The sequence below is a fragment of the Streptomyces sp. NPDC026206 genome (genome assembly GCF_040638465.1).
In the GTDB taxonomy this organism is placed as follows: Bacteria; Actinomycetota; Actinomycetes; order Streptomycetales; family Streptomycetaceae; genus Streptomyces.
Genome location: NZ_JBEZYL010000002.1, coordinates 477,437 through 500,778 on the forward strand (window position 1 = coordinate 477,437; position 23,342 = coordinate 500,778).

The window sequence follows — 23,342 nt, forward strand, 5'->3', positions numbered from 1 at the left end:
CTGCCCTCTTGGATCCTGAGGACTCGCTTGGATTCTGACGACCCGCCCACATGTTCACTCGCGCGTCAATTCCCTTCGAGTGGGTCTGTCGTGTAAGGTTAGCCTTACCTTAATTCGAATGGAATGGGGGGAAACCGCCGTGGAGCAGTCCGAACTCGCCGGCCGTACCGCGCTGGTCACCGGCGCGGGGCAAGGCATAGGCGAGGCCGTGACCCGCGCCCTTGTCGCAGCAGGGGCCAAGGTCGCGGCCCTCGACGCGACGCCGGACGGCATCAAGGAGCTCGAAGCGGAATACGGCACCTCGGTGGTGACTCCCTATACCGCCGACGTCTCCGACAGCAACGCCGTCGAATCCGTCGTCGAGGACGTGGAAAGCCGGCTGGGGCCGCTGGACATCCTCGTCAACGTCGCCGGAGTGCTGCGCACTTCACCCGTCGTCGAGATCACCGACGAGGCGTGGCAGCGCACCTTCGCCGTCAACTCCACCGGCGTCTTCAACGCCTCCCGCGCCGCGGCCCGCCGCATGGACGGGCGCCGCCGCGGATGCATCGTCACCGTCGGCTCCAACGCCGCCGGAGTGCCGCGCACCAGCATGGCCGCGTACGCCGCCTCCAAGGCGGCCGCCACCATGTTCACCAAGTGCCTCGGGCTCGAACTCGCCCGCAGCGGCATCCGCTGCAACGTCGTCTCGCCCGGCTCCACCGACACCGCCATGCAGCGCTCCCTGTGGGCCGACGAGCAGGCCCCCGCCCGCGTCATCGACGGTGACCCCGCCTCGTACCGCGTCGGCATCCCCCTCGGCCGCATCGCCGACCCCGCCGACGTCGCCGACGCCGTGCTCTTCCTCGTCTCCGACCGGGCCCGGCACATCACCATGCACGACCTCTACGTCGACGGCGGTGCCACGCTGCGCGCCTGACGGTACTTCGGATGCCCGGGGCCGGCACCGTGCCGGTCCCGGCCACCGGCCCGTCCGGCGCCACCCGCCGCCCCGGGCGGTCGCCCAGGATCCGGCCGCCCGCCCGGCCGCCCGGCGCCCCGCGTCGCCCAGGGCGGCCGTGCCCCACCGGGTTCCGGTCGTCCGACTCGCCATCAGGCGAAGGGCGGTCGCGCCCCCACCGGGGCGCCCTGCCCGAACCGCCGTCAGGCGGGGAGCCTCCGGGCGGACCGCCCGAACGCCACCTCACGGCAGATGGCGGGCCGCCCACGCCACCACTTCACACCCACACCCGGTGCGATCCACCGGGGGAACGGAGCAGCAGGTGACCACCGCTCACCACGTCGCCGACCGGCCGAGCGAGCCCGGCGCCCCCGCACGGGGCGACACCGTCGGCGCGGCGACCTCGCTGCTCGACGCCTACGAACCCGGCCGCGCCCGCTTCTTCGCCTCACCCACCCGCACCCTCCTGGCCCACGGCGTACGGGCCGGGGTACCGCACGGCGACGCCCCCCTCGCCCGCCGCGTGGCCGAGACCCTCGAAGCCGAGCTGCTCGCCGGCAACCCCGCGCCGGTCGTCGTCGGGGCCGTGCCCTTCGACCACACCGCCCCCGCCGCGCTCGCCGTGCCGGAGGCCGTCCGCTGGGCGCCGCCGCTGGCCGAGGACCCGCTCATCGCCCTGCCCGCCGCCGCGCCCGCCGCCGCCGACTGGGACATCCGGCCCGTCCCCGGGCCCGCCGTCTACGGCAGCGCCGTCGCCGAGGCCGTACGCCGCATGAAGCGCGGCGACCTCAGCAAGGTCGTGCTCGCCCGCACCCTCGAACTGCGCTCCTCCCGCGACCTCGACCTGCCCGGACTGCTGCAGCGCCTGGCCCGCCGCGACCCGGCCGGCTACACCTTCGCCCTGCCCTCCGGCCCCGGCCGCACCCTCCTCGGCGCCAGCCCCGAACTGCTGCTCTCCAGACGCGGCGCACGCCTCGTCGCCAACCCGCTCGCCGGCTCCACGCCCCGCAGCGCCGACCTCGCCGAGGACGTACGGCGGGCGGCCGCGCTCCTGGAGTCGGAGAAGGACCTGCACGAGCACGCCGTCGTCGTGGACGCCGTCCGCGAGGCCCTCGCCCCCTACTGCCGCACCCTCGACGTACCCGCACGCCCCACGCTCGTACGCACCGCAGCCATGTGGCACCTGTCCACGACCGTCACCGGCGAACCGGCCGACCCGGGCGTCTCCGCCCTGGAGCTGGCCCTGGCCCTGCACCCCACCCCGGCCGTGTGCGGCACCCCCACCGCCACCGCCCGCCGCGTCATCGACCAACTCGAACCCTTCGACCGGGGCGCCTACACCGGAATGGTGGGATGGGGCGATGCGAGCGGTGACGGCGAATGGGTCGTCACCATCCGCTGCGCCGAGGCCGAGGAGCGCACGCTGCGGCTCTTCGCGGGCGCGGGCGTCGTCGACCGGTCCTCGCCGGAGGCCGAGACCGCCGAGACCGGCGCGAAGTTCCAGACGTTCCTGCAGGCAGTGGGGGTCGACCAGTGACACGGTTCAACCGGACGGTGACACCGTCCGACGCGGGCGCGGAGCAGGACGCCCCGGGCTACCCGGCGGAGTTCGCCGAGCGCTACCGTGCCGCGGGCTACTGGCGCGGCGAGACGTTCGGGCAGATGCTGCGCGAGAGGGCCGCCGCACACCCCGGCCGGGTCGCGATCGTGGACCCCGCCGGCGAGGGGCGGCGCTGGACGTACGGCGAACTCGACGAACGCGCCGACCGGCTGGCCGCGGGCCTGCTCGCCCGGGGCATCGGCAAGGGTGACCGCGTCGTCGTCCAACTCCCCAACATCGCCGAGTTCTTCGAGGTCGTCTTCGCCCTGTTCCGCATCGGCGCCCTCCCGGTCTTCGCCCTGCCCGCGCACCGCGAGACCGAGATCGGCCACTTCTGCTCCTTCACCGAGGCCACCGCCTACGTCATCGCCGACGTCGCCGAGGGCTACGACTACCGGGCGCTGGCGGACCGGGTCCGCGCCGAGGTCCCCACGCTCAAGCACGTGCTGGTCGCCGGCGAGCCCGGCGGGCACACCGCCCTCAGCGAGGTCCGCGCGGCCGGCCCCGTCACCGTCGAGAACGCGCCCCGGCCGCACGAGCTGGCCTTCCTCCAGCTCTCCGGCGGCTCCACCGGCGTGCCCAAGCTCATCCCGCGCACCCACGACGACTACCTGTACTCGCTGTGGGGCTCCAACGAGATCTGCGGCGTCGACGAGAACAGCGTCTACCTGTGCGCGCTGCCCGCCGCCCACAACTTCCCCCTCAGCTCGCCCGGCACCCTCGGCGCCCTCTACGCCGGCGCCCGCGTCGTCCTGGCCCCGCGCCCGAGCCCGGACGTCGCGTTCCCGCTCATCGAGCGCGAACGCGTCACCCTCACCGGCCTCGTACCGCCGCTGGCCCTGGTATGGACCGAGGCCGCGACGGCGGGGGAGTACGACCTCTCCAGCCTGGAGGTCCTCCTGGTGGGCGGCGCGAAGTTCAGCGAGGAGGCCGCCCGCCGGGTGCGGCCGGCCCTCGGCTGCACGCTGCAGCAGGTTTTCGGCATGGCGGAGGGCCTGGTGAACTACACCCGGCTCGACGACCCCGAGGAGACCGTCGTCACCACCCAGGGCCGCCCCATCTCGCCCGACGACGAGATCCGCGTCGTGGACGACGAGGACAACGACCTGCCCGCCGGTGCGACCGGACACCTCCTCACCCGCGGCCCCTACACCATCCGCGGCTACTGGCGGGCGCCCGAGCACAACGCGGTGTCCTTCACCGCCGACGGCTTCTACCGCACCGGCGACGTCGTACGGCTCACCGCGACCGGCCACCTCGTGGTCGAGGGCCGGGCGAAGGACCAGATCAACCGGGGCGGCGAGAAGGTCGCCGCCGAGGAGATCGAGAACCACATCCTCGCCCACCCCTGCGTCCACGACGTCGCCGTCGTCTCGATGCCCGACGACTACCTGGGCGAACGCACCTGCGCCTATGTCGTGCTGCGCGAGGGCGCGCCGCCGGTGAAGTCCGTCGCCGTCAAGAAGTTCGTCCGCGAACGCGGGCTCGCCGCCTTCAAGGTCCCCGACCGCGTCGAGTTCGTCGACGCCTTCCCACAGACCGGCATCGGGAAGGTCTCCAAGAAGGACCTCCGCGCCGCCATCGCCGCCCGGCTCCGCGCCGGCGCCCCACAGCTTTAGAGAAAGGCCCCCACCACCATGGCGCTCCCCGCCATCGCCCCCTACCCCATGCCCACCGCGGCCGACCTGCCCGCGAACAAGGTCGGCTGGACGGCCGACCCCGCCCGTGCCGTGCTGCTCGTGCACGACCTGCAGAACTACTTCCTGGACGCCTTCACCGCCGGCGCCTCGCCCGTCACCGAACTGCTGGCCAACACCGGGCGGCTGAAGAAGGACTGCGCCCGGCTCGGCATCCCGGTCGTCTACTCCGCCCAGCCCGGCGGCCAGAGCGCCGCCGAGCGCGGCCTCCAGCAGGACTTCTGGGGCCCCGGCCTGCCCGCCGACGCCCGGGCCCGGGCCATCGCCGACGCCGTCGCCCCGGACGAGGGCGACACGGTCCTGACGAAGTGGAAGTACAGCGCGTTCGTCCGCACCGACCTCGCCGGGCGCATGGCGGCACAGGGCCGCGACCAACTGATCATCGTCGGCGTCTACGCCCACATCGGTGTGATGATGAGCGCCTGCGACGCCTGGATGCGCGACATCCAGCCCTTCCTCGTCGCCGACGCCGTCGCCGACTTCTCCGCCGAGGACCACGCCACGGCGCTGCGCTGGGCAGCAGCCAAGTGCGCGGTCGTCACCACCACCGACCGCGTCCTCGAAGGGAAGTGACCCCCATGGCACTCACTCTCGAACAGATCCGTGCCGACGTCGCCGACGTACTGGGCGAGGACCCCGCCGACATCCCCGACGACGAGAACCTCGTCGACTACGGGCTCGACTCCGTCCGCATCATGACCCTCGTCGAGCGCTGGCGCCGCGACCACGGCACCGAGGTCACCTTCGTCGACCTCGCCGAGCAACCGGCCATCGAGCAGTGGGCACCCCTGCTGGGGGCCCTGGCATGACCTCGACCGCACTGAACCGGCCCGTCAGCGGCACCCCCTCCCGGCGCCCGGCGCCGCGGGGCCTGCCGCTGACGGCCGCTCAGTCGGGCATGTGGAACGCCCAGGCCCTCGACCCGGGCAGCCCCGCTCTCAACACCGCCGAGTACCTCGACATCCACGGCGACCTGGACCCGGTCCTCTACGACGACGCCGCGGTCGCCGCCCACCAGCGGCGCTTCCTGGACCTGCTCACCCGCATCGCCGGCAGCGACCCCCATCGGCCGCTGTCCGCCCTCGGCCTCGCCACGGACGAGGAGCGCGAGCGCGTCCTGACCGAGTTCAACGACACCGCGGTCACCCTGCCCCCGACGACCCTCATCGGCCCCGTCGAGGCCCAGGCGGCACGCACGCCGGACGCCGTCGCACTGATCGCGGGCGAGATCGGCCTGACGTACGCGCAGCTGAGCGCCCGTGCCAACCGGCTCGCCCGCCACCTCGCCGGACTGGGCCTGCGCCCCGGCACACGGGCGGCCCTTGCGCTGCCACGCTCCCCCGAGCTGGTCGTGGCACTGCTCGCCGTCCTCAAGGCGGGCGGCGCGTACGTCCTGGCGGACCCCGGAGCCCCCCGCGCCCGCCTCGGCCGGCTGCTGAGGGACACCGCGCCGGTGTGCGTCCTGACCGACACTGCCGCGCGGGCGGCGTTCGAGGGGGCCACGCCCCCGGTCGTGGTGGTGGACGACCCCGCGCTGACGGCCCCGCTCGCCCGGCACCTGCCCACCGACCCGGGCCGCGCGCTCACCCCCCAGCACCCCGCGCACGTCATCCACACCCCGGACCCCACCGGCCGCCCCACAGCCGTCGAGGTCCCCCACTCCGCTGTCGACGGCCGGCTGCGCTGGCTGCAGGACCGCTACCGGCTCGCGCCCGGGGAACGGGTGCTGCACAGGACCGGCGCCGCCCTCGACGCGTCGGTGTGGGAGATGCTCTGGCCGCTTCGCGAGGGAGCCACCCTGGTCCTCGCCGGACCCGACGCGCACCGCGACCCGGCGGCCCTGGCCCGTACGATCCGCGAACACGGTGTGAGCACCGCCCACTTCACGCCGTCCGCGCTCGCCCTGTTCCTGCGCGAGGCCCGGGCAGCGCACCGCACCGGGCTGCGCCGGGTCCTGTGCGGCGGGGAGGACCTGCCGCGCGGGACGGCGGACCTCTTCCACCGGCTGCTGCCGGGCACCGAACTCCACCACCTCTACCGCCCGGCCGGAGCGGTCGGCGACGTAGCCCACCACCTGTGCGAACCGGGCGCGCCCGGGACAGCCGTACCGATCGGGCGGCCCGTCTGGAACACCCGGCTGTACGTCCTCGACACCGCGGGGCAGCCCTGTCCCCCCGGCGTCACCGGCGAGCTGTACGTCGCCGGTGACCGGCAGGCCCTCGCCGAGTGGTGCGTGGCCGACCCGTTCGGCCCGCCTGGCGCGCGCATGTACCCCACGGGCGACCTGGCCCGATGGAGCGAGGCCGGCACCGTCGAGCACGCGGGCCGAGCCGCTGCGTGCGCCCCGGCGGGCGGGGACCGGCCCGGCGATCTGGGCGCGGTCGCCCATGGGACTCCGGCCTCGGCGGATGCCGCCGCCGAGGCCGGGCCGGACGCTCCCGGGTTCCCGGGGGAGCGGGGCCGGTGCGCCTGAGGGTGCCCGGCCGCGATCCGCTGCCCGGCCCCGGACCCTGGCGGCCGGGCGGCGGATCGCCGCACGTCCCCGCGTGACGAGCGGCCCGGGCCGGGATACGCGGAGGCGGTGGCGGTCGCCGTGCCGTAACCGCCCGCCCCGGCGGAAATTCACTGGCCGCGCCCGCGCGCACTGTGATGGTGTGGCCCGGGTTTGACCGTAGACGACAACGAACGAGGGTGGGCGCGGATCATGCGGATCGGCGGGTGGGCCGGCGAGGGCTTCGGGGCGGTGGCGGACGCGTTCGCCGCCGTCCTCCCCGAGGACGGACGGGGCGGCGGGGCCGTCGCACTGTACGTGGACGGCGAGCCGGTGGTCGACCTGTGGGGTGGTACCGCCGACGTCCGCACCGGGCGGGCGTGGGAGCCGGAGACGGCCGCCCTGGTCTTCTCCTGCGCGAAGGGCATCACCAGCCTCTTGGTCCACCACCTCGTCCAGGAGGGACGCGTCGACCTGGACGCACCCGTCGCCCGGTACTGGCCGGAGTTCGCGGCCGCCGGCAAGGAAGACGTGACCGTCCGTCATGTCCTGACGCACCGGGCCGGACTGCCCGTGGTGGACGCGGCGTTGACCTTCGAGGACGTGCTCGCCTGGACCCCCGTGGTCGAGACGCTGGAGAAGCAGGCCCCACTGTGGGAGCCGGGCAGCGCCCACGCGTACCACGGGCTCACCTTCGGCTGGCTGGCCGGAGAGGTGATCCGGCGCGTCACCGGCAGCACGCCCGGCGCCTACTTCCGGGAACTCCTCGGCGACCCGCTGGGCCTGGACACCTGGATCGGGCTGCCGGCCGCCGAATTCGCCCGCCTGGCGCCGCTGGAGGAACCCACGGACCCGGTGCCGATGCCCGGCCCCGAGCACCTGCTCGTGCGCGCCCTCACCATGAACGGCGCGCTCGAATTCCCCGGTGCCGACAGTACGCACGGCTACGGCACTCCCGCCTTCCTGGCCGCCGAGGTGCCCGCCGGCAACGCGGTCTCCACCGCCCGGGGCCTGGCGGGCGCGTACGCGGCGGCCGCCACCGGCCTGCACGGGCTGCCCCGGCTGCTCACGCGGGAAACGGTGACCGAAGCCGTCCGGGAGCAGACCTCGGGTCCCTCCTGGCCGGACGGGATGGATTTCGGCGGGCGTTGGGGCAGCGGCTTCCACATCGACGCCCCGCCGGCCTGGAGCGCGCTCGGCCCGCGGAGCTTCGGGCACGACGGGGCGGGCGGCAACACGGCCTTCGGTGACGACGAGTTCGGGGTGGGCTTCGCGTTCGTCACCAGCCGAATGGTGGGCCTGGGCGACGACCGGGCCGAGCGGCTGGTCGCCGCGGTGCGGGGGTGCCTGGGCTAGGGCGGGATTCCTTCCCCTACCCGCCCCTTCCCGATTCTTGTCCTCAAGCGCCGGACGGGCTGGGTGTGCCGTGTCCTCAAGCGCCGGACGGGCTGGGTGTGGACCGGGGTACGGGGCGGAGCCCCGGTCGTCAGGGCAGGGAGCCCAGCAGGCCCGGCACGTCCGCGATCGAGTCGACCGTGTGCGCGGCTCCCACGGCGAGGCCCGCGGCGGCCTGGCCGGCGTACTTGCCGGTGCGGACCTGGATCGTGGTCGCGCCGATGCTGTTGCCGCCGGCATTGTCCGTGGTGGCGTCGTCGCCGATGACCGCTGTCTGTCGCGGGGCGAAGCCCGTCGACGTCGCGGCGAGGCCGAAATACTCGCTGGAGGGCTTGCCCAGCAGCCGGGCGGAACAGCCCGTGCCGTACTCCAGGGCGGCGACGATCGCCCCGGTGTCGATGAACTCCGCGCCGTCCGGGGTACGGTAGAGCGCCCCGCGCTGCAGGGCGATGAGCTCCGCACCCGCGCGGACCGCGCGGAAGGCCCGGTTCAGCAGGGGGTAGTCCAATACCTCCTGACAGTCGCCGACCACCACATGCGTGTGCCCGGCGTCCTCTGGGTGGTGTGGGTGTTCCGGGTGCAACGATCTCCGCAGGTCGTCGGACATCAGCGACAAGACGCGTGCGGCCGGGTGCTGCGCCAGCAGCGTCCGCGCGGCGACGACGGGGGTGAAGAGCTCCTCCGGCTCGATGTCCAGGCCGCAGGCGAGCAGGCTCTCCAGCGTCTCCCCGACCGTCTTGGATTCGGTATTCGTCAGAAAACGCAGCGCATAGCCACGGTCCCGTAGATGATTGACCGCCTCCGGTGCGCCTTCGATGGCGATGCCATGATCGAAGACCGTCCCATTGATGTCGATCAACAGTGCCCGAACCTGAGAGTCCACAGCCGTCTCCCGCTCATACGATGGAGATCGGGAATCGATCCTAACCCGACGGGCACAAAGCCACGAGCCCTGCCATCCTGAGATCGGCCGGCCGCCTTCCCGGTCGGCCGGCGGTGCCGCACGGAAGGAGCCTCGAAATGACTGCAGGCTTTGACCCGGCAAGGACGATGCGACCGTTCCGGCGAATAGGGCTCGCGGCGGAGCATGAATCACCGGAGAATCCCTGCGGCTCTGAGGTCCGGGTCGCACTGACGCCGGACGGCGTGAAAGCACTGGTCAGGCACGGTTGTGCGGTGGCCGTGGAGCGTGCGGCCGGGGCGGCCACAGGGTATCCCGACGCCGCCTACATCGCCGCCGGGGCGACGATCGAATCGCGGGGCGACCTCTATCGGTCGAAGGATCTGGTGATCAAGCTCAAAGGGCCGGCGCATCACGACCTGGCGCATATGGATCCCGGGTCCAGCCTGCTTTGCATGGCCCATGTGCAGTCGATACCAAAAAGGGTGGCCGTCGCCAACCGGAGCGCGGTGAATGTCATAGCGATGGAATTGATCCGCGAAAGCCCGGAGCTCCTCGCGGATACGTACATCCGCAGTCGGCTGGCAATGGAGCAGATATTCGACAGCTGTACCGACCCGAACTCCGCGCTGCACGCGGTCGACGCCCGCTCCCTCGCCTTCGTCGGTTTCTCCGCGGATGCCTTCGGGGCGGTGCAGTACGCCGCCCGGTGCTGTCCGCGCTCGCTCCAGGTGCTCCAGGCGCGGCCCCCGCGGCACGCGGACCCGACCGCCCTCACCGTCGGTTTCGAGGAGCTGGCGGAGATCGCCGCCGGCATCCCGGCGTCCCGCGTGGAGGAGCACCGGGCCGCCCGGCCCCTCAAGGCGTACGGCAGGAGAAGGATCCACTGCCTGCACGAGACCGGCCGGGCCGGCGCCCTCTTCGGCATCAACCTCGCGCTCGAACGAAACAGGCACATCGCCGGCCCCGCCGGCGTCAGGACCGCCATCCTCGGCTACGGCAACGTCGCCTTCGGCGCCCTCGACGAGTGCGTCCGGCGCGGCGTCGCCACCGTCGACATCCTCACCAGGCGGGCCACCGCCAGACCTTTCGTGCGCCGCTACCTGCAGTCCAGCGACCTCATCATCAACGGGGTCGAGCAGCCGCCGCAGTTCCGCGGCAGGACCTACATCGTCACCGAGGACGACCTCGGGTCCGTGCTGCGCCCCGGCACGGTCGTCGTCGACCTCGTCGGCGGCTGCGCCACCAATCGCACGGCCGTCGAGCCCATCGTCGAGTGCACCCACCCCTCGGACCCCTACACCGTCAGGAACGGCGTCTGCCTGGCCTCCGTCTGGGGCTGGCCGCTCCTGGGGTTCCAGAAGGAATCCGTGGAGCGCTACAGCGGGCAGATCGTCCAGGTCCTCCTCGGCGACGAGCAGTTGATCACCGGGCTGGCCTCCGCGCCCCCCGGCATCCGGCGCGCCCTGGTGGCCGGTCCGGTGCTGGCGCGCGGGCCCTCTTCCCAGCAGATGGCACTCAGTGCCACACTCGGGGAATGATCAAGCGATCGACCGACGCGACGGACCGTGCCTGGGCGCTGCTCGGCGGGGACCCCGCCCTCACGGCGGCCGTCGACACCGGCGGGCCGGGCGGGGCGCTCCAGGCGCGCCTGCCCGTACGGGAGATGGCCCGGTCGACCGTCGCCGTCTGCGCGCTGGCCGCGGCCGAACTGTCCACCGCGCGGCGCGGCGGCGGCTCGCTGCCGGCCGTACGCGTCGACGACGGTGCCGTGGCGGCCGCGTTCGTCAGCGAACGCCACCTGCGCGTCGACGGCCGGGCGGCCGCCACCTTCGCGCCGCTGTCCCGCTTCTGGCGCACCGCCGACGGCTGGCTGCGCACCCACGCCAACTACCCGCACCACCGCGCCCGCCTCCTGGCCGCGCTCGGCCTGCCGTCGTCGGACACGGCCGGCGACGAGGCCCTCGCCGCCCGCGTCGCCGGTCTCCTCGCCACGCGCGAAGCGGCCCAGGTGGAGGAGGAGGTCCACGCGGCGGGCGGGCTCGCCGTCGCCGTGCGCACCCCGCACGAGTGGACCGTCCACCCGCAGGGTGCCGCCGTCGCCCAGCGCCCCCTGCTCAGCCTCGAACGCATCGCGGAAGCGCCCGTGCGCAAGCTGGACGGCGGGTCCGGCCGGCTGCCCGCCGAGGGGCTGCGCGTCCTCGACCTGACCCGGGTCCTCGCCGGGCCCGTCGCCACGCGCACGCTCGCCCTGCTCGGCGCGGACGTGCTGCGCGTCGACTCCCCGTCCCTGCCGGAGAGCCGGGACACCCACGCCGACACCGGCTTCGGCAAGCGTTCCGCCGTGCTCGACCTCGCACGATCCTCCGACCGCGCCACGTTCGAGTCGCTGCTCGCCACCGCCGACGTCGTCGTGACCGGCTACCGGCCGGGCGCCCTGGACCGGCACGGCCTGTCGCCCATGGCCCTGGCCGAGCGCCGGCCCGGCCTGGTCATCGGCCAGTTGAGCGCCTGGGGCACGTACGGGCCGTGGGGCGGCCGGCGCGGCTTCGACAGCCTGGTGCAGGCCGCCTGCGGCATCGCCGCGACGGAGGCCGGACCCGGTGGCGGCCCTGGTGTGCTGCCCGCACAGGCCCTGGACCACGGCACCGGTTATCTGCTGGCCGCCGCCGTTCTGCGTGCCGTCACTGATCAGCGCACGGCGGGTGGTACGCACCTGGCGCGGCTCGCGCTCGCCCAGACGGCGGCGTGGCTGGCGCGTGATGTGGGGCGTGACGAGGGTGAGGGGACGGGGGAGCGCGAGGAGTACGAACCTGGTCCGTGGCTGAGTGAAAGAGAAGGTCCCCTGGGGTTGTTGCGGTACGCGTTGTCACCCGTGGCGTACGAGGGTGGGCCCCGTGACTGGGCCCGTTCGCCGGGGCGTTGGGGTGCGGACGCGCCCGTGTGGGGCGGGGCCGCCGGTTTCCGGGGCGCCGCGCCTGTTTTCGGCCCCTTCTCCGCAAACCCCGGGCCGGGAAGCGTCCAGGTCAGCCGCGCGGGGAACCGATTCACACCATGAGGGGACGCCGGGCACACGGCGGCCCGTACGAGAAGCCGAGGTTGCCGTGGCCACAACCGTCCGACGAGCCGTTCTGACCCTGCCTGCTGCGCCTTTGGGGCCCGAGAATCCGCTGCCGCCGCTCACTGCGCCGCGTGATGTCCACAGTGGTCTGCGCGCCGTCGAACGCAGCCTTCCCCCCGACATGGCCCGGCAGATGCGGTACGCGCCCCTGCGTTCCCTGTTGCCCGTGCGTCGCCGCGACGACTACGGCCGTGAGCGCGTCCCCACCGACATCGACGCGATCGTCATCGAGAACGACCGGCTGCGCGCCACCGTCCTGCCCTCGCTCGGCGGCCGTGTGCACTCCCTCGTCCACAAGCCGACCGGGCGCTCGCTGCTGTACACCAACCCCGTTCTGCAGCCCGCGGGCTTCGCCCTCAACGGTGCCTGGTTCTCCGGCGGCATCGAGTGGAACATCGGCGCGACCGGCCACAGCACCCTCTCCGTCGCCCCGCTGCACGCCGCCCGTGTGCCTGCCCCCGACGGCGGCGAGATGCTGCGCCTGTGGGAGTGGGAACGGCTGCGCGACCTGCCGTTCCAGGTCGACCTCTGGCTGCCCGAGGGCTCCGACTTCCTCCATGCCGGGGTGCGTGTACGCAACCCGCACGACCGCCCCGCGCCCGTCTACTGGTGGTCCAACACCGCCGTCCCCGAGGCTGCGGGCACCCGTGTCCTCGCCCCGGCGGGGCACGCCTGGCACTTCGGCTACGAGCGCTCGCTGCGCCGCGTGCCCGTCCCGCACCGGGAGGGAGCCGACCGGACGTACCCGGCGGGCGCGGAGCGTCCTGCCGACTACTTCTACGACCTCCCCGACGGCGAACGGCGCTGGATCGCCGCGCTGGACGAGGACGGCCGGGGCCTGGTCCAGACCTCAACGGACCTCCTGCGCGGCCGCAAGCTCTTCCTGTGGGGCGCGGGGGAGTCCGGCAGGCGCTGGCAGCAGTGGCTCACCGAGCCGGGCACGGGCGGCTACGCCGAGATCCAGGCGGGGCTCGCGCGCACGCAGCTGGAGCACGTACGGCTGGAGGCGGGCGGCGAGTTCGCCTGGCTGGAGGCGTACGGCCCGCTCGCCGCCGACCCCGGCCACGTACACGGACCCGACTGGCAGGCGGCGCGCGCGGAGGTCGCCGGCCGGCTCGAAGCGGCGCTGCCGCGGGCCACGGTGGACGCCGCGTACGCCGCCTGGCGCCCGTGCGCCGACCACGAACCCAAGGAGTCGCTGGCCACCGGCTCCGGCTGGGGTGCCCTGGAGGTCGAACGCGGCGGATTCGACCTGCCCGGTACGCCCTTCCCCGCGGCGGCGCTGGGGGACCAACAGTGGCCCTGGCTGGAGCTTTTGCGCACCGGCGCCTTCGACGAGGACGGCCCGGAGCCCGGCCCCTCCCTGGTCTCCCCGCCCTGGCGGGAACTGCTGGAGGCTTCCGAACCCGGCCCGTACACCGCCTACCACCTGGGCGTCGCCCAGTGGCACGCAGGCGACCGCTCGCAGGCCGTCCGCAGCTGGGAGGGCGCCCTCCGGCACGGCCTGGCCTGGCCCGCGCTGCGCGCCCTCGCCGCCGCCGACCTCGTGGACGGCCACCCGGAGCGGGCCGCCGACCGCTATGCCGCCGCCGTGGCCGGGGCGGCCGACGCCGGGGTCTCGCGCGCGGCCGCGGCCGCACTGGCGCGCGAGGCGGTCACCGCGCTGCTGGACGCGGGCCGGGCCGACGACGCGGCCGCCGTGCTGGCCGGCCTGCACCCGGCGACCCGTGCCCGCGGTCGCTTCCGGCTCCTCCACGCCCGGGTCCTGCTCGCCCAGGGGGACGAGGCGGCGGCCCGTGCGGTGTTCGACGAGGGCTTCGAAGTGGCGGATCTCTGCGAGGGCGAGGACTTTCCCCGGTGACCGGGCCCCGTCAGCCGCCCCTTCGGTCGACGTACTCGAAGACCGAACCGTCCGGATGGCGCGCCACCAGGTTCCGGCCGATCGGCGTCGGCACCGGGCCCGCGATGATGTCGGCGCCCACCGCCTGCAGGTCGGCGAGCGCCTCGTCGACGTCCGTGACGGCGACGGTCGCCGTGATCCTGCGCAGGACGGACAGCTCCGCTTCCGGTCCGCTCATCAGGAAGAAGCAGCCGACGGCCGCGACCGAGACCCCTCCGCGCCGGAAGCGCAGCGCCTCGGCCCCGGTCAGCCGTTCGTACACCGCGATCGCCGCTTCCAGATCGGCGACGCACACCCGTAGCGAAGTCCCCAGAATGTTCATGGAAGCAAGGCTAGTTGGCGGGCACCGGCACGGGTGGGCGGTCGCGGAGGATCAGACCCGGCAGAGGAGTTCGCCGTTCAGTACGGCGAACCACCCGTCCTCGTGACGCCCCCACTCGTGCCACGCCCGCGCTATCGCCTCCAGCCCCGCCCGGTCCGTGTGGCCGCCGTCCACCGCGCGCGCGGCGAAGGCGGAGGAGGTCGTGCGGTCCGCCCACAGCCCGCTCCACCAGGCGCGTTTCTCCGCGTCCGCGTAGCACCAGGTGCCCACGGTGGCGGTGACGTCGCTCAGGCCCGCCTGCCGGGCCCAGGACAACAGCCGGCTCCCGGCGTCCGGCTCCCCGCCCCCGGCACGGGCGACCCGTACGTAAAGGCGCTGCCAGGCGTCCAGGCCGGGGACGCGCGGGTACCAGGTCATGGCCGTGTAGACCACGTCGCGGACGGCGACGACCCCGCCGGGCCGGCACACCCGGCGCATCTCGCGCAGTGCCGCCACCGGGTCGTCGAGGTACTGGAGCACCTGGTGGGCGTGCACGACGTCGAAGGAGCCGTCGGGGAAGTCCAGGGCGCGCACGTCGCCGGTGGCGAAGCGGACGTTGTCCAGGCCGCGTTCGCGGACGGCCGCGCGGGCCTGCTCCAGGATTCCCGCGGCCGCGTCCAGGCCGGTCACCTCGCCCCGCGGGACCAGGGCCGCCAGATCGGCGGTGATGCTGCCGGGGCCGCAGCCGATGTCGAGGATCCGGTGCTGCGGCCTCAGCTCGGGCAGCAGATAGGCGGCGGAGTCGGCGGCCGTGCGCCTGCCGTGGGAGCGCAGCACCGACTCGTGGTGGCCGTGGATGTAGACGGCTCCCCCCTGGTCCGGCCCTTTCCGTATGTTCCGTTCCTCGGCCATCGGCGGTCCCTTCGCTGCTCCTGCAGTGACACTTTCACCGTACGCGCCCATCTCGCATGGCGAGAGTGGTGTCTTGCAATGCGGGACGGGCCGTCACCCGCCCGCCCGTGTCGGACCGCCGCGCACCCCACGATCTGCCAAGGTGGACGGGAGACCGGGTGAGCGGCCGGGTGAGGTACGGAGGTACGGATGCAGCAGGGCTCTCCGGCACCCCCCGCCCTCCCGGCGCCCGAGCGCGGACTGCCAGTCCTGCCGGAGCTCGCCGCGCGGCTGGCGGAAGCGGCGGGTCGCTCCGAACCGGAGCCCGTCGGCGGCGGCCCGGAGCTGCGCACCGCGGCCTGCGCCTACTGGGCCCGCCGCGGGCTGCCCACCGCGCCCGAGCACGTCGTCGCGGCCCCCGGCGCCCAGCCCCTGCTGCTGGCCCTGTTCGCCTCGGCGGGCGGCGAGGTCCTGCTGACGCGGCCCTGCGCCGCCTGGTACGGGCCGCTCGCCCGCCTCGCCGGGCGGCTCGCCTACCACGTGCCCGTACCGGCCGAGTGCGGCGGCGTGCCCGACCCGTTCGCGCTGCTGGAGACCGTGGGGCGGATCCGCGCGGAGGGCGGGCGGCCGCGCTTCCTCGTGCTGTCCGTCGCCGACGACACCACCGGCACCGTCGCACCGCCGGAGATCCTGCACGAGGTCTGCGAGGCCGCGGCCGCCGAGGAGCTGACCGTCATCAGCGACGAGACCTGGCGCGACGTCCTGCACGACCCGCACGCCACCGTCTTCGTCGGGCCCGCCGAGATGTACCCCGACCGCGTCGTCGTCCTCACCGACCTCTCCGGCCCCCTCACCCCCGCCGCCTGGCCCGCGGCCGTGGCCCGTTTCCCCGTCGGCGGCGCCGGGCCCGCCCTGCGCGCCCGGGCCGGCTCGGTCCTGACGGCCGTACGGGCCGAACTGCCGCCCCCCGTGGCCGAGGCCGCCCGCTGGGCGCTGGCCGAACCCGGGCCCGTACGCGAACGCGTCGCCGCCACCGCGCGGCTCTACGGGGCCCTGGGCGCCGCGGCCCGCGAGCGGCTGGACGCCGCCGGAGTGCTCTGCCGGCCACCACAGACCGGCCCCCACCTCTACGCCGACCTCGGCGAGCTGCGCGACGCCCTCGCCGCCCGCCGCATCACCGACTCCGTCGAACTGGAGGGCTACCTCAGCGCGGTGCTCGGCCACCCCGTGCCCGGCGGGCACCGCTTCGGCGACGCCCCCGACGCCCTGCGCGTCCGGCTGTCCACGCCGCCGCTGCTCGGCGCCTGCGACGACCGGATCCGACGCGCCCTGGAGGCCACCGACCCGGCGGCGGAGCCGGATGTCGCGGAGGCGTTGTCCACTTTTGGATCGGCGTTCAGTGAACTCGCCGGTATCTGATCTACCGTCGACCGGTGGGCATCCCCCGGCGCCGGCGCGCGGGCCGGCCCGCAGCACCGCCCAGGTTCCGGTTCCCCACGAATGGAGCCCCAGATGACCGAACAGACCGAGCGTCCCCTCGCGGAGCCGCGTCCCCTCGGCGAGGTCCGCTCCTGGCCCCGGTCGTTCGCCGACCGCCTGACCGCGCCGCTGCCGGGCGTCCGCGCCATGGCCCGCCTCGCCCGCGAGGGCCGGCTGCGCCCGTGCGCGCAGGCGCTCCTGGAGATCCCCGACCTGCCCTACGAGCCGGGCCCGCTGCCGTCCGTCGACGCCGGTTCGCTCGCCCTGACGTGGGCCGGGCACGCCAGCTGGGTGCTGCGCGTCGGCGGGCTCACGGTCCTGACCGACCCGGTCTGGTCCCGCAGGATCCTGGGCACCCCGGCCCGGGTCACACCGGTCGGGGTGCCCTGGGAGGACCTGCCGAGGATCGACGCCGTCGTCATCAGTCACAACCATTACGACCACCTCGACCTGCCCACCCTCAAGCGGCTGCCCCGCGACACCCACCTGCTGCTGCCGGCCGGCCTGGCCTCCTGGGCGCGCCGCCGCCGCTTCACCCGCGTCACCGAACTCGACTGGTGGGAGGCCGTGGAGCTGCCCGGCCCCGCCGGGCCCGTACGCTTCGACTTCGTCCCGGCCCACCACTGGAGCAAGCGCACCCTCATCGACACCTGCCGCTCGCTGTGGGGCGGCTGGGTGCTCACCGCGCCGGGCGGGCGGCGCGTGTACTTCGCGGGGGACACCGGGTACGGCTTCTGGTTCGAGCGGATCGGCGGGCGCTATCCCGGCATCGACGTGGCACTGCTGCCCATCGGCGCCTACGACCCGCGCTGGATGCTGGGACCGGTGCACACCGACCCCGAGGAGGCCGTACGCGCCTGCCAGGACCTCGGGGCCCGGGCGATGGCCGCGATGCACTGGTCGACCTTCCTGCTCTCCGCCGAGCCGCCGATGGAGCCCCTGCGCCGGGTGCGGGCGGCCTGGGAGGTGGCGGGGCGGCCGCGCGAGGACCTGTGGGACCTGCCCGTGGGGGCGTCGCGGGTGCTGACGGCCCTGTGAGGGGGGCCGCCGCTACGCGCTCCAGGTGAAGGTGAAGCGGTTGGCGCCGTGGCCGGTGCAGGTCAGGTACGAGGGGAAGCGGCTGGCCCGGGTGTCGACGCCGACGACGCCGGTCGGCTCGTCGAAGGTGAAGTACACCGAGCCGTTGCCCAGCGCCTCCCCGCCGCCCGCACCGCTCCGCCGCACGACGAGCTGCACGGGCACGCCCTCCCTGATGGCGAAGTCCTGGGCGGGACCGCCGGATTCCGGACGGACGTCGAGCCCGTCCTGCTGCCGGAGGAACTGCAGGGTGAGGGACCCGGCCGGGCCCCGGGCGGCGAAGTCCACGCGGACCGCCCGGCCCTTGGGCCCGTCCGGTGCGGCCACCGCCAGGCTGTGGAAGCCGCCGGCGGCCACCAGGGTGACCTGGCGGCCCTTCACCTCCGCGAGGATGCCCGACACCTGGGCGTCCCCGTCCTTGCCGGCGCCGAGCAGCGCACCGTCCCACGTCACCGCCAGGCTGTGCAGATCGCCCGCGGCGATCGCGGCGATCCTGCGGCCCTGCGCGGCCCTGACGATGCCGGAGACCTGGTGGTTGCCGTCCCGGCCCGCGGCCAGCAGCCGGCCGTCGTCGGTCAGCGCCAGGCTCTGCAGGGCGGCGGCGGAGACGGCGACGACCTTCGTGCCCTCGGCCGCCGCCAGGATGCCGGAGACCTGCCGGTCCTCGTCCCGGCCGGCCGCCAGCAGCCGGCCGTCGCGGGTGACGGCCAGGCTGTGGAAGTCACCGGCGGCGACCGAGGCGACCTGCTCGCCCCTGGCCGCCGCCACGATGCCCGACACCTGACGGTCGCCGTCGTGGCCGGCGGCGAGGAGCCCCCCGTCGTCGGCCACCGCCAGGCTGTGCACGGAACCGGCCGCCATGGCGGTGACCTTCCCGTCCCCGGCGGCCGCACGGATGCCCGAGACCTGCTGGTTGTGGTCCTTGCCCGCGGCCAGCAGCCGGCCGTCGCGGGTGACGGCCAGGCTGTGGAAACCGCCGGCGGCCACGGCGGCCACCGCCTCGCCGCGCGCCGCCGCGAGGATGCCCGACACCTGCTCCTCGTCGTCGAGCCCGGCGGCCAGCAGCCGCCCCTCCTCGCACACCGCCAGGCTGTGATAGCCGCCCGCCGCGACGGCGGTGACCCTCCTGCCCCGCGCGTCCCGCAGGATGCCCGGCACCTGCCCCTGAAGGCTCAGCCCCGCGGCGAACAGCTGCCCGCCGGTGCGGGTCGGTACGACCGCCATGAGCCCTCCTGAGGATTGCGGCACGGTGAGGTCCACGCTGGTCGCTCGCACAGGTGGCGGCACCTGCGGCACGGCCGAACAGGTGAGCGCCGCAACGGGCGCTCGGCGCAGCCACCGCCGCAGCGCCGGCACCGCGCCCACCGCCAGGGTAAGGGCCACGGCCGCCGCCACGCCCTCCCACGGCCGGGCGAACAGCCGGGTGGCGGTCGGCTCGTAGGTGGCCGCCCACGCCAGGGCATGCGGGAAGGTCCCCCGCGCGTGAAGCGGGGCGCGGCTGCCCGTCCTCGGCCCCACCACGCGCTACGGAAGGCCCCCGCGCGTGAAGCGGGGCGCGGGCACGCGCGCGAGCAGGCAGGCCGGCATCACCGGGACGCGCCCGGCGGGCATCGGCTGGGACAGCACGAGCACGCTCCCCCGTTGCTCCTCCAGCCGCGTCCGCGTCCGCGCCTGCGTCGGCCGCTTCGGCGCGGCCTGCTCGCGCAGCCGCGGCAGCAGGCGTGAATCGCCGCGGGAGGCGACACCGCTCGGCCGCCGGCCTGCGCGGTCCGCGGACGGCACCGGCTGCGCCGCGCGGCACGACCAGGCCGGTGCCGGGGGGCGGACGGGCCGGCGAGGGCAGGTGCAGATGGCCGGCGCGCAGATGCGACACCGGCTCGACGTCCGCGACGGCGGCCTCGGGCGGCGGCACGGCACCCCTGCGGTGGCGCAGGCGGTCAGGTGCCGCACGAAGAGCGGATCGGTCGGGACCCGGACGCCGGAGTCATGGAGATCAGCTGGTGGGGAGGAACGGGCGCGTCCGGAACGTCAGGAGCGCGCCTCGAGCACATGCACACGCAATGGCACCCCGTACGCCGGGTGCGTCGTCTCGCGCTCCCGGCGCATGCCCAGCTTGCGCACGACCCCCTCGGCGGCGGTGTTGCCGACGGCGTGCACGCTGACGACTCTGGCCAGGCCGCGGTCCCGCAGAGCGAAGTCCAGCACCGCCCGTGCCGCCTCGGTGGCCAGCCCCTGCCCCCAGAACGGCCGCCCGAGCCGCCAGCCGATCTCCACGGCCGGCAGGATCTCGGGCAGGAACGCGGGCTCGGACAGCCCCGCGAACCCGGCCAGTCGGCGGCTGTGCCGGCACTCCACGGCGAACAGCCCCACGCCGCGCTCCTCCCACTCCCGCTCCCACGAGGCGATCCGGTCCTCGGTCTGCCGCCGGTCGCACACCGACCCGTCCCCGATCCAGCGCATCACCTCCGGATCGGCGTTGATGGCCGCCATGGGGGCGATGTCGTCCTCGCGCCAGCGGCGCAGCGTCAGTCGGGGCGTGCGGAGGCAGGTCATGCCGCCATCCTGCCCACCCACCGCACGGAAGCCACCCCGGGCGCATGATCCGGTCATCCCGGCCGGAACGTCCGCGAGGGGTCTACGCTTTGACACGCCAACGGTCATCGCGCGCAAGGGCTGGTCGGTCCCGGTGAGTGAACACAAGTCCCCGCCCGAACCTGAGCCGCAGGTCAGGGCGTGCCCGTGGTGCCACGGCTCCGGATTCCTCACGCACGCGCTGGCCTACTGCCCGGGCACCGACCCGTTCAAGGGGCCGACCGAGACCGTCCACCGCGCGGGCCAGTGCCCGCACTGCCGGGGGAGCGGCGCGTACGACTCGGCCCTGGACACCACCCTGGACCAGGCGCGCGGCGAGGAGCCGCCTCCCCCATGAGGGGGCGGGCTGGGCGGCGAGCAGAGCCGGCCGTTCCTGCTGTGGCCGCGGGAGCCGAGCCCGCCGGTGGCGGAGGGACAGGAGCCGGTCGGTGCGGAAGCGATGCACCGCGGGCTCCGGCGCCGGCAGTGCGAGGCACGTGGGCGACCGCAAATTCCGGCGGGACCGTTGCGGCAGCGCGGATTCCGCTTGATCGCCCCCCGCTGGACGAATCACGGCCCGCGGCCCCGATCGCAGTACCTTTTGCGGCCGGCCCAGGGGAAGCGCGGGACAAAAAATTCTAATTTGGCGCCCCGGAGAGCGCCGGTCAATATGTGCTGTCGCACATACATCTGCTCTTGCACTGGTGTGCGCTGTCGCCCCAGAATCAGCGACCTGCCCGCAGCACGAGAGGCGCACCTCCCATGCACGACACCGACGGCACCCCCGCACGCCGTTTCGGCCTCCCCACCGCGACCGCACTGGTCATGGGGAACATCATCGGCGGAGGCATCTTCCTGCTGCCCGCCTCGGTCGCGCCTTTCGGCACGGTCAGCCTGCTCGCCTTCGGCGTGCTCACCATCGGCGCGATCGCGCTCGCGCTCGTCTTCGGGCGGCTGGCCGAGCGTGACCCGCGTACCGGTGGCCCGTATGTCTATGCACGGGAGGCGTTCGGTGACTTCGCCGGGTTCCTGTCGGCATGGTCGTACTGGACCATGACCTGGGTGAGCAACGCCGCTCTCGCCGTCGCCGGTGTCGGCTACCTCCACGTGCTGACCGGGGGCGGGGAGTCCAAGGGCCTCGACCTGGCCCTGGCCCTGGCGCTGCTGTGGCTGCCGGCGCTGGCGAACTTCGCCGGTACGCGCTGGGTGGGCGTGGTGCAGATGGTCTCCACGGTGCTGAAGTTCGTGCCGCTGCTGTTCGTTGCCGTCGTCGGTGTCTTCTTCTTCGACCCGGCCAACCTGGGCTCCTTCACCGAGGGCGGCGGCAGCTGGACCGGCAGCCTGTCGGCGTCGGCCGCGATCCTGCTCTACAGCTACGTGGGCGTGGAGTCGGCGGCGATGAGCGCGGGCGAGGTCCGCGACCCCGAGCGCAACGTCGGGCGCGCCAGCGTGCTCGGCACCATCGGCGCGGCCGTGGTCTACCTGCTGGGCACCCTGTCCGTCTTCGGCACGGTCGCGCACGACAAGCTCGTCGACTCCACCGCCCCGTTCTCCGACGCGGTCGACGCGATGTTCGGCGGCCACTGGGGCGGCACGCTGATCGCGGCAGCCGCCGTGATCTCCATCCTGGGCGCCCTCAACGGCTGGACGCTCATGAGCGCCCAGGCGCCCTACGCGGCCGCCAAGGACGGGCTGTTCCCGGCCGCATTCGCCAAGAAGCGGCGCGGGGTGCCGACGGCCGGTGTGCTCGCCGCGGCCGTGCTCGCCTCGGTGCTGACGATCGTCAACTACACGGCCGGTGTGGGCGGGGTCTTCGAGATCCTGGTCCTGATCACGACCTTCTCCGCGACCGTCCCCTACCTGCTGGCCACCGCCGCGCAGGTGTACTTCCTGCTGACCGGGCGGCGCGAGAAGGTCCGCACCGGACGGATGACGCGCGACATGGTGCTGGCCGTCGGCGGGTTCGCCTTCTCCTTCTGGCTGGTGGCGGGCGCCGGGTACGCGGCGGTCTACCAGGGCGTGCTCTTCCTCTTCGCCGGAATTCTCGTCTACGTGTGGATGGTGGCCCGCCGCCCGGCGGCGGACCCCGAGGCGTCGGCCGCCGCCACCGGCGCGGCGCCCGCCGGGGCCGGGCCCAGGGCCGAGGCCGCCGAGCCGGAGCTGGTGGGCTGAGACCGGCGGCCGCGCGGCCCGTCAGGCGGTGACGCCGCCGTCGAGTACGAGCTCGGTGCCGACCGTGTATCCGGCCTCGTCGGAGGCCAGATGGAGCACGGCGGCGGCGACCTCCTCGGGGGTGCCCGCGCGGCCGGCCGGGACCTCGCGGCTCATCCGCTCGGCCTTGGCCGAGGAGGACTCGCCGGGGCGGGAGGACATCGGGGTGTCGACGGGCCCGGGGCTGACGGCGTTGATCCGGACACCGTCCCCGATGTGGTCCAGGGCGGCGGTGCGCGTGAGCACGGAGACGGCGGCCTTGCCGGCGGCGTACGCGCCCAGGCCGGGCAGGCGCTTGTGGGCGCCGAGGTTGGACGAGATGTTCACGACGGCGCCGCCGCCGTGAGCCCGCATGTGGTCGATCTCGTGCTTCATCGACAGCCACAGGCCCGTGAGGTTGGTGGCCATGATGGCGTGCCAGCCGTCCTCGGGGATGTCCGCGACCTTGGTGGGCGGTATGAAGGTGCCGACGTTGTTCACGGCCACGTCGAGGCCGCCGTAACGCGCCACCGTCTGCCCGACGAGGGCGCGTACGTCCTCGGAACGGGTCACGTCGGCGGTGACGGCGGCTGCCTCGCCGCCCTCGGCCTCGATGGCCGAGACGGTCTCCTCCAGCGGCTCCGGGCGGCGGCCCGCCACCACGACCCTGGCGCCCTCACGGGCGAAGGCGAGCGCGATGGCGCGGCCGATGCCCGTGCCGCCGCCGGTGACGAGAACGGTCCTGCCGGTGAAGCGTGCGGTCATGGCGACTACTCCTCAACGAGATA

20 protein-coding genes are annotated in these 23,342 nt (G+C 74.4%); 14 read left to right on the plus strand and 6 right to left on the minus strand.

Going from position 1 to position 23,342, the window contains the following annotated elements:
- Positions 1 to 118: 118 nt before the first annotated feature.
- The 7 genes from AB0F13_RS05580 (at position 119) to AB0F13_RS05610 (ending at position 8,084) form a co-directional block, all read left to right on the plus strand.
- The gene (locus AB0F13_RS05580) at positions 119 to 919 is read left to right on the plus strand and encodes a 2,3-dihydro-2,3-dihydroxybenzoate dehydrogenase (RefSeq protein WP_362075589.1); all 801 of its coding nucleotides are present in this window, start codon (positions 119 to 121) and stop codon (positions 917 to 919) included.
- Between the two features lie 343 nt (positions 920 to 1,262).
- Positions 1,263 to 2,477 carry an isochorismate synthase DhbC gene (gene dhbC / locus AB0F13_RS05585; protein ID WP_362075592.1) on the plus strand — a complete coding sequence of 405 codons (1,215 nt, stop codon included), beginning with the start codon at positions 1,263 to 1,265 and terminating at the stop codon, positions 2,475 to 2,477.
- Between the two features lie 17 nt (positions 2,478 to 2,494).
- Positions 2,495 to 4,159 (plus strand): (2,3-dihydroxybenzoyl)adenylate synthase, encoded by a 1,665-nt coding sequence (locus AB0F13_RS05590; RefSeq protein WP_362075595.1) that lies wholly within the window; start codon positions 2,495 to 2,497, stop codon positions 4,157 to 4,159.
- 18 nt (positions 4,160 to 4,177) lie between these two features.
- Positions 4,178 to 4,810, plus strand: coding sequence for an isochorismatase family protein (locus AB0F13_RS05595; RefSeq protein WP_362075598.1), 633 nt, complete (start codon positions 4,178 to 4,180; stop codon positions 4,808 to 4,810).
- 5 nt (positions 4,811 to 4,815) lie between these two features.
- Positions 4,816 to 5,046: a phosphopantetheine-binding protein gene (locus AB0F13_RS05600; RefSeq protein ID WP_362075601.1), complete on the plus strand. Its 231-nt coding sequence runs from the start codon at positions 4,816 to 4,818 to the stop codon at positions 5,044 to 5,046.
- Positions 5,043 to 6,710, plus strand: a complete 1,668-nt coding sequence (locus AB0F13_RS05605) for an AMP-binding protein (protein WP_362075604.1) — start codon at positions 5,043 to 5,045, stop codon at positions 6,708 to 6,710. Before AB0F13_RS05600 ends, AB0F13_RS05605 begins: the two co-directional genes overlap by 4 nt.
- 192 nt (positions 6,711 to 6,902) lie before the next feature.
- Positions 6,903 to 8,084 carry a serine hydrolase domain-containing protein gene (locus tag AB0F13_RS05610; RefSeq protein ID WP_362075606.1) on the plus strand — a complete coding sequence of 394 codons (1,182 nt, stop codon included), beginning with the start codon at positions 6,903 to 6,905 and terminating at the stop codon, positions 8,082 to 8,084.
- Positions 8,085 to 8,214: 130 nt separating this feature from the next.
- On the opposite strand, the gene AB0F13_RS05615 is transcribed toward AB0F13_RS05610, so the two are convergent.
- Positions 8,215 to 9,006, minus strand: coding sequence for an HAD hydrolase-like protein (locus AB0F13_RS05615; RefSeq protein ID WP_362075609.1), 792 nt, complete (start codon positions 9,004 to 9,006; stop codon positions 8,215 to 8,217).
- Positions 9,007 to 9,173: 167 nt separating this feature from the next.
- Here AB0F13_RS05615 and AB0F13_RS05620 point away from each other — a divergent pair, with 167 nt between their 5' ends.
- From AB0F13_RS05620 to AB0F13_RS05630, 3 genes are read left to right on the plus strand one after another with little or no spacing between them, the layout of a single operon-like run.
- A complete protein-coding gene (locus AB0F13_RS05620; protein ID WP_362076068.1) occupies positions 9,174 to 10,565 on the plus strand; it encodes a hypothetical protein in 1,392 nt (463 codons plus the stop codon).
- On the plus strand, positions 10,562 to 12,082 hold the full coding sequence (locus AB0F13_RS05625; RefSeq protein WP_362075612.1) for a CoA transferase: 1,521 nt from the start codon (positions 10,562 to 10,564) through the stop codon (positions 12,080 to 12,082). Before AB0F13_RS05620 ends, AB0F13_RS05625 begins: the two co-directional genes overlap by 4 nt.
- Positions 12,083 to 12,128: 46 nt before the next feature.
- Positions 12,129 to 14,006 carry a DUF5107 domain-containing protein gene (locus AB0F13_RS05630; protein ID WP_362075615.1) on the plus strand — a complete coding sequence of 626 codons (1,878 nt, stop codon included), beginning with the start codon at positions 12,129 to 12,131 and terminating at the stop codon, positions 14,004 to 14,006.
- Positions 14,007 to 14,016: 10 nt separating this feature from the next.
- Here AB0F13_RS05630 and AB0F13_RS05635 read toward each other — a convergent pair whose 3' ends face one another.
- Both AB0F13_RS05635 and AB0F13_RS05640 read right to left on the minus strand, forming a co-directional pair.
- Complete coding sequence (locus AB0F13_RS05635) at positions 14,017 to 14,367, minus strand: VOC family protein (protein ID WP_362075618.1); 351 nt, start codon at positions 14,365 to 14,367, stop codon at positions 14,017 to 14,019.
- Between the two features lie 51 nt (positions 14,368 to 14,418).
- Positions 14,419 to 15,258 carry a class I SAM-dependent methyltransferase gene (locus tag AB0F13_RS05640; protein ID WP_362075620.1) on the minus strand — a complete coding sequence of 280 codons (840 nt, stop codon included), beginning with the start codon at positions 15,256 to 15,258 and terminating at the stop codon, positions 14,419 to 14,421.
- Between the two features lie 189 nt (positions 15,259 to 15,447).
- On the opposite strand from AB0F13_RS05640, the gene AB0F13_RS05645 reads away from it, so the two are divergent.
- Positions 15,448 to 16,656, plus strand: a complete 1,209-nt coding sequence (locus AB0F13_RS05645; protein ID WP_362075623.1) for a pyridoxal phosphate-dependent aminotransferase — start codon at positions 15,448 to 15,450, stop codon at positions 16,654 to 16,656.
- 93 nt (positions 16,657 to 16,749) lie between these two features.
- Complete coding sequence (locus AB0F13_RS05650) at positions 16,750 to 17,754, plus strand: MBL fold metallo-hydrolase (RefSeq protein ID WP_362075626.1); 1,005 nt, start codon at positions 16,750 to 16,752, stop codon at positions 17,752 to 17,754.
- 12 nt (positions 17,755 to 17,766) lie between these two features.
- Here the strand turns inward: AB0F13_RS05650 and AB0F13_RS05655 are convergent, their stop codons facing one another.
- Both AB0F13_RS05655 and AB0F13_RS05660 read right to left on the minus strand, forming a co-directional pair.
- On the minus strand, positions 17,767 to 19,311 hold the full coding sequence (locus AB0F13_RS05655) for a hypothetical protein (protein ID WP_362075629.1): 1,545 nt from the start codon (positions 19,309 to 19,311) through the stop codon (positions 17,767 to 17,769).
- 510 nt (positions 19,312 to 19,821) lie between these two features.
- A complete protein-coding gene (locus AB0F13_RS05660) occupies positions 19,822 to 20,346 on the minus strand; it encodes a GNAT family N-acetyltransferase (RefSeq protein WP_362075632.1) in 525 nt (174 codons plus the stop codon).
- A 133-nt stretch (positions 20,347 to 20,479) separates the two neighbouring features.
- Between AB0F13_RS05660 and AB0F13_RS05665 the strand changes: the two genes are divergently transcribed.
- Positions 20,480 to 20,722, plus strand: coding sequence for a hypothetical protein (locus AB0F13_RS05665; protein WP_362075635.1), 243 nt, complete (start codon positions 20,480 to 20,482; stop codon positions 20,720 to 20,722).
- A 404-nt stretch (positions 20,723 to 21,126) separates the two neighbouring features.
- On the plus strand, positions 21,127 to 22,536 hold the full coding sequence (locus AB0F13_RS05670; protein WP_362075638.1) for an amino acid permease: 1,410 nt from the start codon (positions 21,127 to 21,129) through the stop codon (positions 22,534 to 22,536).
- Positions 22,537 to 22,557: 21 nt separating this feature from the next.
- On the opposite strand, the gene AB0F13_RS05675 is transcribed toward AB0F13_RS05670, so the two are convergent.
- The gene (locus AB0F13_RS05675) at positions 22,558 to 23,319 is read right to left on the minus strand and encodes a glucose 1-dehydrogenase (RefSeq protein ID WP_362075641.1); all 762 of its coding nucleotides are present in this window, start codon (positions 23,317 to 23,319) and stop codon (positions 22,558 to 22,560) included.
- Positions 23,320 to 23,342 lie beyond the last annotated feature (23 nt).